Annotated in this window: 13 protein-coding genes; 10 read left to right on the top strand and 3 right to left on the bottom strand. The window is 51.6% G+C overall.

Translation table 11 applies throughout. The features are described 5' to 3' along the window. Positions 1–154 precede the first annotated feature (154 nt). Both BK662_RS35160 and BK662_RS07560 read right to left on the bottom strand, forming a co-directional pair. The gene (locus BK662_RS35160) at positions 155–481 is read right to left on the bottom strand and encodes a hypothetical protein (RefSeq protein WP_259695884.1); all 327 of its coding nucleotides are present in this window, start codon (positions 479–481) and stop codon (positions 155–157) included. A gap of 441 nt (positions 482–922) precedes the next feature. After that, positions 923–1,216 (bottom strand): hypothetical protein, encoded by a 294-nt coding sequence (locus BK662_RS07560; RefSeq protein ID WP_123357549.1) that lies wholly within the window; start codon positions 1,214–1,216, stop codon positions 923–925. 120 nt (positions 1,217–1,336) lie between these two features. On the opposite strand from BK662_RS07560, the gene BK662_RS07555 reads away from it, so the two are divergent. The 10 genes from BK662_RS07555 to BK662_RS07525 all read left to right on the top strand — a co-directional run bounded on the left by BK662_RS07555 (position 1,337) and on the right by BK662_RS07525 (position 11,277). After that, complete coding sequence (locus tag BK662_RS07555; protein ID WP_123357548.1) at positions 1,337–1,729, top strand: DNA-binding protein; 393 nt, start codon at positions 1,337–1,339, stop codon at positions 1,727–1,729. A gap of 598 nt (positions 1,730–2,327) precedes the next feature. Beyond that, the gene (locus BK662_RS34600; protein WP_148057918.1) at positions 2,328–2,981 is read left to right on the top strand and encodes a hypothetical protein; all 654 of its coding nucleotides are present in this window, start codon (positions 2,328–2,330) and stop codon (positions 2,979–2,981) included. Between the two features lie 162 nt (positions 2,982–3,143). Beyond that, positions 3,144–3,785 carry a hypothetical protein gene (locus BK662_RS07550; RefSeq protein ID WP_123357547.1) on the top strand — a complete coding sequence of 214 codons (642 nt, stop codon included), beginning with the start codon at positions 3,144–3,146 and terminating at the stop codon, positions 3,783–3,785. Beyond that, positions 3,772–5,655 carry a TnsB C-terminal domain-containing protein gene (locus BK662_RS07545; protein WP_123357546.1) on the top strand — a complete coding sequence of 628 codons (1,884 nt, stop codon included), beginning with the start codon at positions 3,772–3,774 and terminating at the stop codon, positions 5,653–5,655. Before BK662_RS07550 ends, BK662_RS07545 begins: the two co-directional genes overlap by 14 nt. Then, on the top strand, positions 5,633–6,589 hold the full coding sequence (locus BK662_RS07540; protein ID WP_123357545.1) for a TniB family NTP-binding protein: 957 nt from the start codon (positions 5,633–5,635) through the stop codon (positions 6,587–6,589). The genes BK662_RS07545 and BK662_RS07540 overlap by 23 nt, the downstream gene beginning before the upstream one ends. Continuing rightward, positions 6,586–7,728: a TniQ family protein gene (locus tag BK662_RS07535; RefSeq protein ID WP_123357544.1), complete on the top strand. Its 1,143-nt coding sequence runs from the start codon at positions 6,586–6,588 to the stop codon at positions 7,726–7,728. The genes BK662_RS07540 and BK662_RS07535 overlap by 4 nt, the downstream gene beginning before the upstream one ends. Beyond that, positions 7,689–8,237 (top strand): hypothetical protein, encoded by a 549-nt coding sequence (locus BK662_RS34595; RefSeq protein WP_148057917.1) that lies wholly within the window; start codon positions 7,689–7,691, stop codon positions 8,235–8,237. The genes BK662_RS07535 and BK662_RS34595 overlap by 40 nt, the downstream gene beginning before the upstream one ends. An 87-nt stretch (positions 8,238–8,324) precedes the next feature. Next, complete coding sequence (locus tag BK662_RS34590; RefSeq protein WP_148057916.1) at positions 8,325–8,705, top strand: hypothetical protein; 381 nt, start codon at positions 8,325–8,327, stop codon at positions 8,703–8,705. 396 nt (positions 8,706–9,101) lie between these two features. Then, positions 9,102–10,232 (top strand): carbon-nitrogen hydrolase family protein, encoded by a 1,131-nt coding sequence (locus BK662_RS07530; protein ID WP_123357543.1) that lies wholly within the window; start codon positions 9,102–9,104, stop codon positions 10,230–10,232. Between the two features lie 4 nt (positions 10,233–10,236). Next, positions 10,237–11,277 carry an AraC family transcriptional regulator gene (locus BK662_RS07525; protein ID WP_123357542.1) on the top strand — a complete coding sequence of 347 codons (1,041 nt, stop codon included), beginning with the start codon at positions 10,237–10,239 and terminating at the stop codon, positions 11,275–11,277. 369 nt (positions 11,278–11,646) lie between these two features. Here the strand turns inward: BK662_RS07525 and BK662_RS07520 are convergent, their stop codons facing one another. Then, a complete protein-coding gene (locus tag BK662_RS07520; protein ID WP_123357541.1) occupies positions 11,647–12,465 on the bottom strand; it encodes a DUF2242 domain-containing protein in 819 nt (272 codons plus the stop codon). Positions 12,466–12,633 lie beyond the last annotated feature (168 nt).

Genomic DNA, 12,633 nt, shown 5'->3' with positions numbered 1-12,633 from the left:
AGTGGGTCAGTTTTCAACCGGTAGGGTGGGTCAGTTTTGCATCGGTACTGACATATAGCCAACGCCCCACAGGAAACAAAGGTTACGACCGCAACGGATCTCGGGGGCAGAAGTTGCATCTATCGAATCATGGCGTCTGGCGATGGCAGGGGAATCACTTCTTCCGACGATGCCGCCCGCGTGAGCTGCAAACCAAGTCTCCCGCCAGCGGACCCGACGACTCTAGGCTTTCAGCCGGATGGCCGAGGTTACCCCGGAGTTTTTTATCCAGTTCGCCGAAACCCAGGCTGATTTCCTCTGCCGCGGCCTCGGCTGCAACGGCCTCGGTTTCCGGCACCAAACATCCTGGACTGATCAAATAATGCGAGAGCAGTTTGTGATGGGGGTAACGGTTTTCGAAGAGTTTGAGCAAACCATTGAAGATGTCTTCTCCGGCGGGCGTTCCAGCGACGCGGCGAATCACGAACTCGGCGATGGCCAAGCGCACCTCGATCTCACTCGAATCGAGTGGCAGCTCCTCTGAGGTTTCTTCAAACCACTGGTAGGTCCCGTACTTTAAGGGCTGACAGTCATCTTGGGGCACCCGCCAGAAATGGAGCTCAGTGATTCACTAGACCGCTCACAACATTGCGGCCACCCCTTTGTAGTGCCGTGGCAACAGTGCTCGCAGTAGTGAACTCCAAGATACTGCAAGTCTCACGCAAAGGACACCAGCGGAATTCCGTGTGCACTCAAGGCGCTATTGTCTCCCAACGCGGCAAGCCCTTTCTCGATCCCGCGATCTCAGCAATCAGACCGACGACCCCTTGCTTAAGTCCCATCAAAACCCTTTGAGCACCTCACGGGATGCCCGATTAACTCAAAAACCCAAAGCCGTTCACTGACAAATAGCAAACTGCAAGAAATCGCCCGCTTACTGGCCTCACATCACGGTGCGGACGCCCAGATAAACACCGGCCAAACAGCCATTGGCCGCATCACTAAAAGACACCCGCATACTTTTTCTCTGTATCGTATTATTGTACGTAGCGAATGCCGTCGTCTGGTGCGCGAACAGGCGTGATACATGACCGACCGATAGGGAAAAATCGTAAAAAAGCAGGTTGCGGTTATCGCGGCTGGAAGCAGTGAGACGAGCGATCAAGAGCTTCCTAACAATCGCTGGCGCTCCCTCAATCATACCCAAAATGCACCACTCAACACGATGAACGGTCATCACCCGGGATAACGCTCAATTATCCCACGTCAATGACCTGCACAAACAAGCGTTTAATCTAACACCATTTAACATGTAATTACATGCAACGTAATACAGTACAAAATCGTAGGAGGAGTGATGGCTCGCAACGGCATTACTAGGCAGATGGTGCAAAAGGCGAAAACAGCCTTGATAGCTCACGGTAAAAACCCCACTATCAAGGCTGTACGCACGGAGCTCGGCAATACTGGCTCAAAAACCACTATCTCCCGCTACCTCAAAGAACTTGAAGCTCCACCCAAGGGCGCGTTAGAGCGACTCTCCGAGCCACTAGTGCATCTGATTCAAGGCCTGAGTGAGCAACTTAAAGATGAAGCTGAAGAAAAGCTGATTAAGGCTCAAACTCAATTTTCACTTGAAAAGAAGCAACTTCTTCTACAAATAGCGAAAACGCAGAGCGCTCTTGATCATTGCCAGCGCAGGATCGACAAACTGGAAACAGAACTTAAAACCCAGAAGGAACGGCATTAGGAGGGCTAGCCCAAACTTCTCAACAGTCCGAGGAATTAAAGATTGCGCAAGCCAAAGTCGAGAAGAAACAAGACTACTTCAACGACGGGACACGCAGGTACATTGCTGGACATCGAACATGTGCACGAAAACTTAGAACAGCGTCATAAATACTCGCGAGATTTTAGAAACTCTCTTCTACAGCAGCACGCATAATGGCTAGGGTGCAAGTTTAACGATCTCTTAGTCCTTGCTGCCTGGTTAAGGTAGTGAGAAGTCAACGCCCGCCTTGGTTTCCTACTTTACATTCGCGCCAACACTCAATCCGAAGACCTGGGTTCGGCCGGTTGTAAGCCAGGCCCGGAGGATGTGCCATCATCCGTAGAAAAGTGTCAACACTTCATATGCGACGGCATTCGCATATAGCCATTCCATCCCCAGCCATATCCCGTATTGGGTACGAAAACACGAACATTGGCCACCATCACCATACCTATACTTTTGTATTTTAAGGAAAAATACCGATTGTCGCCTGTCAGTTGACGACACACATTTCCTGTACCAATATTTCCATAGGTTTCTGATGCATCGAGATATATACATAAGTGGAGATCGCAAAATGATCATCACATCTAAGCCGCTAAATCTCGAAGAAAGCCAAGTACAGTGGCCGCGTCAGCGTCGGTGCCAAAACTTCATCATTAATCCCCCACCCCTGAAAAGCGACCGATCAATTGAATGCGAGGCAGTACTGAGATCCGCTTATTGCGTCAGTCTGAAACATTATCTGCAAGTGGTACAGTACAACACGCAGCCACACTCAATTACTTTGATAGACAACTGCCGGCTTCATCACTACACACCAGAAATTTTCGCCCCGAACGAATCCGGTGATGGCTATTTCACTAATGTTAAATACGATTTAATTAGCCAATGCTCAAATCACCTCTCTAACATAGAAAGCTTTTATCTATCTTTCTTACAAGAATGGACCTCTGAGCAACTCGACAAGCAGAGCACTATTGTGGCGGCTCGGTATATAATTTTCAAAGTAGTTTACAGTCAATTTAAACCTCCGACCAAAAGCGGCAAATGGATTTATGGTACCTACTTGCGTCAGCATACATACCAAACTTCGCTCGATAAGCGTACATTAAATAACATCACATCGGATCTCACAATCATTTCCAACAACACATTCAGCAGACGATTAATCGCAGATTTAACACCGCAATTACCAACGCCCGCTTCCGCTTTGTCAGCTATTCGTTAGGGAGGCGGCGCATAGTTTCCTCCAACTTAGCCTGCGCGCATTCAACAAACTGCATGTCGGAAAGAGGGAGTGAGCGACCGAGCAACATCCAGAGTGGTGATGTTCCCTAAGCGCGCTCACAACGCCTAATGAAGCAACACTCAGTTCATTTGGAGTTCAATAATGAACCAGCCCATCGAGGTTCGCAACGTTGCCAAGAGAAACGGTTACGGCAAACACTTGTTATTCTTTCCTTCGCGTAAAACACATGCTCAGGTGGTCTGCCACAGTGTTCTCGAGGCTGATTACTGCGTGCACTTGGAATATGATCCGATGGTAGTGCGCTATTGCAGCCAACCTGGTGAGTTACAACTCGAAGTCGACGGCCGGTTGCGCCGGTATTGGCCCGACTTTCGAATCGATAACGCAAATCACCATTACTATACTGAAGTCAAACTGAACTTTGAGGAGCTGTCGGATCGAGTCTGGGCCACCCTGCGTAGCGCACAGGCATTACTGAGAGAGCAGGGAAGCCACCTGAACTTCGCAGATGTCAAGTGCATTCGGCAAGCCGATCGGCTCAGAAACTTAAAATTTCTATACTTTCATTCCTTCAATGTCGGGGCTGACGAATTTGGTGGCTGCTTGCGGATGCTATCAACGCTGAGCTTCCCGATTACCTTACGCCAGCTTCTGACACACTCTGCCGAAGTTCGCGAACGCGCCATATATCGGGCCATGTTTGAACGACTTCTAATCTTTGATCTATCCCAGCGTCTGACCCTGGATACGCCACTGTCTGGGGGTTGCGATGAATATCAGTGATCCAAAAGTGGGTGCACAGTACAAGCTTGACGGTCAGATTTATGAAGTCATCAGCATCAATGACAACATTATCGCAATGTGCTCGCTGGTTCATAAGTACCGTCGTTTCATCGAACGGAACGACTTTGCCAGCATGGAGCACAAGGGCAACCTGTTCATACATCAGCGTGCTGCTGTCGATATCAGTCCCGCAGCACGTTTAATATCTATGCCAGAAGCGCAGAGATGTCAGATTAGGCTCCGTCAGACGTACGTCGAAGCCTGTCTAAATCAACTGGGAGGTCAGTTGCCGCGCGAGGCGGCAAAGAAGATGATCGAACAGGTCGCAAAAAACATAGGTGATGAACATCCGCCAGGCGTGTCGACCGTGTGGCGATGGAAGCAGAGATACACAATTGGTAATCACAATCAACTTGCGCTAGGTAGGAAAAAAGCGAAGCCCAGGCCAAAACGTATACAGATGCCCACCGAAGAGTTGGTGAGACACTACATAGAAACGGTGTACTTGCGTCCCGAGCGTCCCTCACTAACTCATGCGCACAAGCTGCTCAAAGGTCAGATGGCGAAGGAGAACAGCGATCGTCAGAAGTATGGCGCGCCAGCTCTTAAAGCGCCGTCCTATGCAACATTTAGGCGTCGAGTATTGGCTATAGATCGATACTACGTGACCGAGAAGCGCGAGGGAACCAAAGTGGCCAAACGGCTCAACAAAGCGAGCGGCGCTTTGTTTATCGATGATGATCCCTACTCATGCACGATATTCGACTCCCATAATATGAACGTCATCGTCAAGGATCTGCAGACTGGCGCCACGGGACGGGCTTTGTTGTCCGCTCACATTGTCCCTGCAACGCGGGAGAACTCCGGCTGGGATATTTCGCTGGGCGCACCGTGTGCAGAGAAGATGATGCGCGCTACCATCGGCGCAATCCTGAAAAACGGAAAAATGGCGGGGGTCGTTGGCGATCGTGGCTTAGAAATTCTGAATACTTGGGCGATCACCACCTTCGAAACACTAGGAATCGATCCTGATTACGTACCAGCGGGTACTCCCGATGCCAAGGCAACAATTGAACGATTTTTTGGAACGGTCAGCACCGGCTTTTGTAACAATCTGCCGGGGACCACCAAAGAATCACCGGATGCACGTGGTGACTATGATTCGAACCAGCGAGCAATTCTAACGCTAGAGCAACTACGCATCGGCTACGCAAGTTGGCTAGAGATCTACCACAACACCTGGCACGACTCATTGTATACCAGCCCCGCCGAGAGAAAAGAGCAATTGTGCCGATTGGCACCCCCTGCCGAGCGCTACACTGAGGAAGAGCTTAAATCGCTATGCGTTAGCCGATGGGAATTGCGTCTGAGCGGTGGTCGAGTCACAAGCGAAAATTTGACCTGGTTTGGGGATGGACTACCCGAAATACGACAAAGACTCAAAGCGAAGCAAAATGCAATCGTTTACTTTAACCCTTGTGATCTCGGGATAGTATGGGTTGCCCACCCAGATACCCCAGATGATTGGCATCCTGCAACAGCGCTGCGACCGGAATACCAGAATGGGCTAACTTTGAGTGACCATAAATTAGTCATGAAACGGCTGTTGACGGAGAAAAAAGCATTCAATGCCGACGATGCCCTCATTGCGCTGTATGAGCTCAATGAGTATATCGAAATATGCAAGAAGGCTAATATAAAAACAATCAAATCCTGGAAAGGTAGAACTACTGCGCCCGAACCGGATATTGTATCTAAAAACGCCTCGCTAGACGACATTATTACAGGGGTAACACCACCGGACGAAACTGAGTTCCGCGCCTTCTTTACGAGGGGAGGAACCGAAGATGAGTCCGGAACAAAAAGTTAAAATCAGGCGACTGGCCACACTCACTATTCTTCACCCCGAATATTCCAATGCTCTTGACACGATTCATCGGGCCATCGAGTCGGCCGGCGTAATTGGGGATAGCAGCGGAGCAATCTTGTTAGGCGATTCCGGCACTGGCAAAAGCCGAATCTGCTCTCAGCTAATATCCGAGTACCCAGCCGCCAGCTTCATGAGAGTCAACGGGGATGAGCAACTGATTATGCCAGTAGCCTATTGCCGGGTCCCTAATGACGCAACAGTAAAATCGTTGATGACTAGAATGCTCAGGGAGTTTGGCGCCTATAGGCCATGGCAAAACCAAGAAGCGCTGGAGGCTTGCCTCTTTAGCAAGCTAGACAAGTGCCAAACTCAACTATTGATTTTGGATGAGTGGCCGCACCTTTATAGAACGGAAACGGCGAAAGCGATAAAGCTTGCCGCTGACTTCGCTAAAGTACTAAGTGACTCATTTCAGCGTGCCATCCTGTTGGTTGGGGAATTCAATATCGAAGGATCTCTCGACACGCATAGCGCATTAGCAGATCGCTTCCCTTACCGCGCCTACTTACACCCTTTTTCTCTAAAGACACAAGATGATTGGAACATTTTCCGTAAAATACTTAGAGTCTATGCCAATTACTTCACATCCGAGATGGGATTTTCTGTAGCGCCACCCATGACTGATGAAAAAATGATACTCGCATTCTACGCAGCGACGGGCGGCAATTTTCGGGGCCTGTTTAGTATCATCAAAGAGTCACTACTGAACGCCCTAAGTCGTAACGACCAAACATTCTTGACCGAAGATTTAATTATCGGATGGCGACGGATCAAAATAGCTGCGCGCCTAACGGGGAAAAATTCATTTGAGATGCCGGCCAGCGAGCTCAAAAAAATAATTGCGGAAACCTCGAAAAAGAGGAAAAAAGGATGACAGCCCTTACCTATTACCCACTGCCAAGACCTCAAGAAAGCGCATTATCATTAATTTTCCGATGCGCAGCCGGCAATGGCATATCGACCAAGCACTTGCTTAGAGACGCTTATCAGAAAAATCAGTACCGAAAAATGATCAATGGACTGTGGGAAGGCCACCCTCCTTGCGAGCTTTTAACCAATCATTCTGGATTCTCCATACGTGAAAAAGCTGACATTCGAGAATGCTTTCATAGAACAAATCGCGGCGACGACTTATTACGTGTCGAGATTGGCGGCCTGATTTTTCCGTCGGTACTCCTACGATCCGAGCTTGCCTTGTGCCCGTCTTGCGCGCGAGACGGACACCTTCACCGCTTACACTCACTTTCTTTTTGCGACATATGCTCCATACACGGTGAACAGTTCATTTATCGATGCCCTGAGTGTGGGGTAAAATTCGACTGGCTGGCCCTAAATAATTATATTTGCCCATGTGGATTCGATCTGCGCCAAGCACCAAAAACCCTGTTCAACACAAGCACATCTAAACTCATGAGCACTGCCCTCGAGGAAAAAAATCAGAAATTTTTCTCACTTCTAATCGCAGCATTGTCTGCTATGAGCTTTGCTCACGACATTATTGATCGATCAGCCATATTAGAAAGCTGCGCACGCATTGCCACACGTAACAAATCATTTTTTTTCAGAGAAATAGAGAAAATCCAGGATCAGTTTCTGAGCCTTCACAGGCGGGCAATATTGGCTCCGTTTTTGCTGAGTCCAGAGCCTACCCTCAGCGAATATGCTTTAGAGTACTTATTCAGCGCTTCTCAATCAAAACCTCAAAGTCATTCCGCGGCTTGCCGTTGTGGAGAGCTTCAATTTAATAACGAAGAGCTGCAGCTTGTATTTAACTGCCAAGGCTACGAACTTCATTCAATCAATCATAGTCAGTGCTTATCACAACCGTCACCAGTATCAATACAAGGCAAGACAAGACAAAATATAAATGCCCAGAACTATGCAAATCTCTGTACACCAAAGAAAATCTGCTATGGGAAAAACAAGATGAGCCTTGCGAGCCCATTGAAAATTTTGAACACATTGGATTACAGATGGCAGCAGACCTTCTTCAGACCAATACGCGAACCGTGAGGAGACTGATAAATACGGGACTATTAAAAGGCTTCAAAACGCACTGGCCATTAGGATTAGTTACGGCCGCACACTTGATTAAGGACTTCAACGATAAATATGTACTCCGCTCAGAATTAGTTCGTAGAAGCGGGCTCAATGGTCGCCCTCTAAAACAAATGCTAGCCGGACTCATTCCAATAACAGTTCGCACCACTCTTTACGCTAACCGTCTATTGGTCTATCAGCGTAAACACTTAACAGAGGATCTTCGAATACGCCTGGATAAACATGAATTGGGCTTCACACAAGCCCTTCCCCCCAGAGAAGGTCTTGTAAATTTTCAGACTGCTGGCCTGCGCCTGAACATGCCGTCAAAGGATATCTTAGAACTTAGAAAACTAGGAATTCTACATACAACTCCCTATCAGCAAAAGCAAGGTGCAGAGCGTCGAGAACTTTGCACTCCTGAAGGAATGACGCAAGCTATCGCGTGGAGAAACAGGCATGTCACTATATCTGAAGTTTAGACTGCGACCGGTCATACATCGCGCCTAATCCACGCTCGCTTCATCGAAACTGAGGCAGTCAGCTTCATCAAATTGGAAAGGGTGTACGTGACAACTGATGATGCCAGAAAAATTCTTGAACATTTACGATTGTATACCACCGCTACCGCTTTGCGGACAAACTCTGGATTATCAGCAGTGGTTATTGCTGGATTGATCGAGAGTAAAAGGCTCAATCCTCTTCCTGCCGAACACCCTGACGCAATAGAGGGCTTGGCTGTCCTTAAAATTGATGAAGTTCAGCGAGTAATAAGGGAGCGTAATCAAAGCGGCCCCGTACGCGCTGCCACATCACGAATTCACAATTACCTGAGGCCCCAAAGGCGCTTGCGTAATCATTATCTGACGAACACCGAAACACTCAATGCTATTGTCAAATCGATGGGAGCCAGCCCCATTCAACAGCCTTTCGACATCGACGACAATTAGCTTTAGCGACATTAAGTTTCGCACTCGAAATAGCAATAGCTATCTAAACGCTCCCATCCGTCGCCTTGAGTCGACAGAAGAATGCTAGTACGTAGCCGATAGCTCTTCTCCCTCCGCTTACCCCAACTCTACTTCAACGTATTTAGCCTAAGACGCCGTTGGATGCTCGCCGCCTTGCAGCCGAATGTCGTCGTAATAGGCAGAGTTTTCCACCCTACCCTTTTCACGTCCCCTTGGTCTCACATACGGTGCTCAAGAAGCTACAAGAAACCATTTCGTGTGAAAAAAAAATTTCTGTCTATGGGAAAATATGGATGCAACCGGTTGATTTAGTTTACCTTGGATCTCAAATTCGTTGAAAATCCATGCCTGCACACGGCCGTTGACTGTTTCCCCATGCGCAAACTTTTGTACCTGACCTTCTCCATGGCGTTGATCGCCGCCCTCACGACCTACGCGATGTGGGCCGCGGACCGTCCGGTGGGTCATTACCTGTCGGACCTGCGCATCAGTCTCGCGGTCGATCAGGGCACCCCCGCCGATCGCGGCAATCTGCTGGGTATCCAGCCCGAGCTATTCCCCACCGACTATCAAAGCCCCGAACGCCTGCATCGCAAACTCGCGGCTTACTTGCAGAAGGCTCAGGATCAGGGCCTGCTGAATGAAAAGACCATCGTCGTACTGCCCGAACATGTTGGCACCTGGCTGATGATCAGCGGCGAAAAAGACGAGTTGTACCAGGCCACTACGCTCAAGGAAGCCATGAACTGGCTGGCGGTGAGCAACCCGTTGCAGTTCATTCGCGCCCTGATCAGTGCCGAGAGCGGCAGCCGCCTCGACGACGCGCACTTGCGGATGAAAGCCAAGAAAATGGCCAGGGATTACCAGGCACTGTTCGGCGGCCTGGCGAAAGACTTCCACGTGACGCTGGTGGCCGGTTCCATCGTGTTGCCCGAGCCGAGCGTCAGCGACGGTACCCTGAAGATTGGTCACGGCGCGCTGTACAACAGCAGCGTAGTGTTCGGTCGCGACGGTTTACCGATCGGCCAGCCGCAGCGGCAAATGCACCCGACTTTCGCTGGACGCGACACTGTCGAAGCCAATTCCGAGCACACGATCAACGTCGTCGATACACCGGCCGGACGCCTGGGCGTGCTGATCGGCAGCGACAGTTGGTACCCCGACAACTATCGCAAACTCGACGATCAAGGCGCACAACTGGTGGCGGTCCCGGCGTTCGTCGTCGGACGCGGGTCCTGGGATCAACCGTGGCGCGGCTACAAAGGCCAGTCCACGCCAAACTCTGTGAGCCTCAAGGCTGGCGAACTCAGTGAAGGTCAGGCCTGGCATCGGTTGACGCTGATTGCCCAACCGTCCGGCAGCCAGGCCATCGCCGGCATGAGCGTGTTCCTGCGCGGTCAGTTCTGGGACAAGGGCAGCGCCGGTCAAAGCTTCCTCAGCAGCAACGGGCAACAATTCGCCGACGGCGATGCCCGGGGCGCGCGTTTGCTGAACCTCTGGCTGTAAGCCGATGAAACCGCAGCCGATGCGCCTCGGGGATTTGTCGGTGAGCTTCGTCCATAGCCTGTCCGACGCCGTGCGCAGCCATGGCCTGGACCCACAACCACTGCTCGAACAATACGGCCTCGATGCCGCACGACTGGCCGAAGCCGGCGCCCGTCTCTCGATCCCGCGCTACATGCGCCTGGGTCACGGCGCCATTCAACTGACCGACGACCCGGCATTGGGTTTGCGCATGGGCCAGCTCAGTCGCCTGAGCCAGGCCGGCCTGGCCGGAGTCACCGCCGCCCAAGCCCCCACCGTGCGGGAAGCGGCGCGCTGCCTGATTCGCTTCGAAGCACTGTACGGCTCCAACTATCGCGGCCAGTCGAGCTTTCACGAAGACGCCCAAGGCGCCTGGCTGCGGTTCTATTCCATCAGCCCCTATAACGCCTACAACCGCTTCGTGGTGGACTCGATCATCGCCGGCTGGTTGCAGCAATTATCCAGCGTAAGCCCTGCCCCGCTACGCGCCGAACGGATCGAGATCGAATTTGCAGCGCCGGATTACCGCGAGGCGTACGCCGTGTTGGGGGATTGTCCGATTCAGTTTGGCGCCGAACAGAATCAACTGCGCCTGAGCCTGGACAGCCTCGCCCAGCGCAACCCGGAACACTGCCCGAGCACCTGGCGGCACCTGCTGCAACTGTGTGAACGGGAACTGGAGCAACTGACACGCACCCGCAGCCTGCGTGAACGCATCACTCAGTTACTGGGGCCGTTGCTCAATGGTGGCCGGGAACCCGACCTGGAAGAAGTGGCGGCACGCCTGAAGCTGCCAACCTGGACCTTACGTCGCAAACTCGCCGAGGAAGGCACGCAATTTCGTGCAATTCTCAACGATACACGCCGCGACTTGGCCATGACCTACATCCGCGACACCGAACTGGCGTTCGGGGAAATCGCCTACCTGCTGGGTTTTGCCTCAGCCGAAGCCTTCCAACGGGCCTTCAAACGCTGGAACGGCCAGACCCCCGGCGAGTTTCGCCGCAGTCATCGCCAATCCGCGTAAGGTTAGGGGGCGTTCTCAGCGTCCCCTAAAGCTCGGTAGCGTCTTCGGCCGGTTCCAGCGGGTCCAGTTCAAACGCCTGATACTCGAGCAGTTCTTCTTGATAATCGTCCATTATTAAACCCCCATCGCTTGTTGAAAAAATCGCCTGAATAAATGACCAGCGCCCCGAGCATAAAGTGCCCGCATGAAAGAAAAATGACGGGCACATGACACTACATCGCTACTGAATAAAACGTAGCAGGTGGTCAGGAATTTATCACAGGATTTTTTCGATACGAGCCGTAGGAATACAGCTCGATTTGATGTGGATCAATCTTGGAAGGTGTTACTGGATCGAAGTCGTCTGACCCGATCCGTAACATCAGCCTATTACTGGCCGGAGGCAGGCATGGCCGAAATTGGCTCGGTCGGTGCCGGCATGGTGCTTGAATCCGCTGGTGGAGTCCCCGATTCCGTGGACGAACTCGGCTCGCTGCCCTGCGCCGGGGTAATCGGCGCCGATTCAGCAGGCGGCGCAACAGGCTCCGAAGAGGCCGGAGCGGTTTCGGCAGGTGCTGGAGCAGGTTCAGGAGTCGGCGCCAACTGAGCCGGTGCAACCTTCGCTTCAGGCACACCCAAGTCGGTTTTCGGCTTCTCGATGATGTGCGCAGCCTTCTTCGCTTCCGGCGGCAGGAACAACTCGACCAGGGCAAAGAAACGCTCGTAGAACTTCGCCGAGGATACGGTTTCGCTGGCGACTTTTACCATCGAGTCATCGGACGAGCCGATCGGCATCGATACCGAGCCCAACACACCCACGCCGAGGCTGGCGGAGTTGTTGGTCTTCTTCAGCGCATAACGGTCCTGAAGAGCGTTGGCGAACATGGTCGCGTGGTGCCCCTCGCTGCCGTCATCGGCACAGACCACACTGAAGCTGATCTCCATGTGGGTATCGCCAGTCTGCTGGAAGCTCTTGTGTCCACTGACCAGTTTCGGGTCGCTGCTGGTGATGATGTAGCCCTGGCTGAGCAAAGCCCGACGGGCGGCCTCGCAGGTCTGCGCATCGGTCACCGGGTAGTTGCGCGAGAACGTTCCGGAATCGTCGAAGTTCTCATGCTCATAGATGGCGGCCTTCTTCGACGAACAACCGGCAGCGGCGGCCAGCACCAAGGCCAGCCCGAAAACACGCATGGGAATTGATTTAAACATTGAACATCCTGAGGAAAACGGTTCGGGGCGTATTGTGCAACAGATCGATGCTTAGCGGCGTACCGTTTAGTGTCTTAAAACAGATACAAGTCTACCGACTGTCATTGACAGGAAAAAGTCGCGCGGTAAATAAGCAGGCGACGGGTACCTTATGCCGCTTTTGTATCA

Source organism: Pseudomonas frederiksbergensis, from assembly GCF_003732275.1.
In the GTDB taxonomy this organism is placed as follows: Bacteria; Pseudomonadota; Gammaproteobacteria; order Pseudomonadales; family Pseudomonadaceae; genus Aquipseudomonas; species Aquipseudomonas frederiksbergensis_H.
The sequence above is the reverse complement of the archived record's forward strand: the minus strand, read 5'-3'. Positions and strand labels throughout refer to the sequence as shown.

Excerpts from the sequence above, each read along its gene's own strand:
- BK662_RS07560 (WP_123357549.1), bottom strand. The coding sequence starts at position 1,216 with ATGACCGTTCATCGTGTTGAGTGGTGCATTTTGGGTATGATTGAGGGA.
- BK662_RS07555 (WP_123357548.1), top strand. The coding sequence starts at position 1,337 with ATGGCTCGCAACGGCATTACTAGGCAGATGGTGCAAAAGGCGAAAACA.
- BK662_RS34600 (WP_148057918.1), top strand. The coding sequence starts at position 2,328 with ATGATCATCACATCTAAGCCGCTAAATCTCGAAGAAAGCCAAGTACAG.
- BK662_RS07550 (WP_123357547.1), top strand. The coding sequence starts at position 3,144 with ATGAACCAGCCCATCGAGGTTCGCAACGTTGCCAAGAGAAACGGTTAC.
- BK662_RS07545 (WP_123357546.1), top strand. The coding sequence starts at position 3,772 with ATGAATATCAGTGATCCAAAAGTGGGTGCACAGTACAAGCTTGACGGT.
- BK662_RS07540 (WP_123357545.1), top strand. The coding sequence starts at position 5,633 with ATGAGTCCGGAACAAAAAGTTAAAATCAGGCGACTGGCCACACTCACT.
- BK662_RS07535 (WP_123357544.1), top strand. The coding sequence starts at position 6,586 with ATGACAGCCCTTACCTATTACCCACTGCCAAGACCTCAAGAAAGCGCA.
- BK662_RS34595 (WP_148057917.1), top strand. The coding sequence starts at position 7,689 with ATGGCAGCAGACCTTCTTCAGACCAATACGCGAACCGTGAGGAGACTG.
- BK662_RS07530 (WP_123357543.1), top strand. The coding sequence starts at position 9,102 with ATGCGCAAACTTTTGTACCTGACCTTCTCCATGGCGTTGATCGCCGCC.
- BK662_RS07525 (WP_123357542.1), top strand. The coding sequence starts at position 10,237 with ATGAAACCGCAGCCGATGCGCCTCGGGGATTTGTCGGTGAGCTTCGTC.
- BK662_RS07520 (WP_123357541.1), bottom strand. The coding sequence starts at position 12,465 with ATGTTTAAATCAATTCCCATGCGTGTTTTCGGGCTGGCCTTGGTGCTG.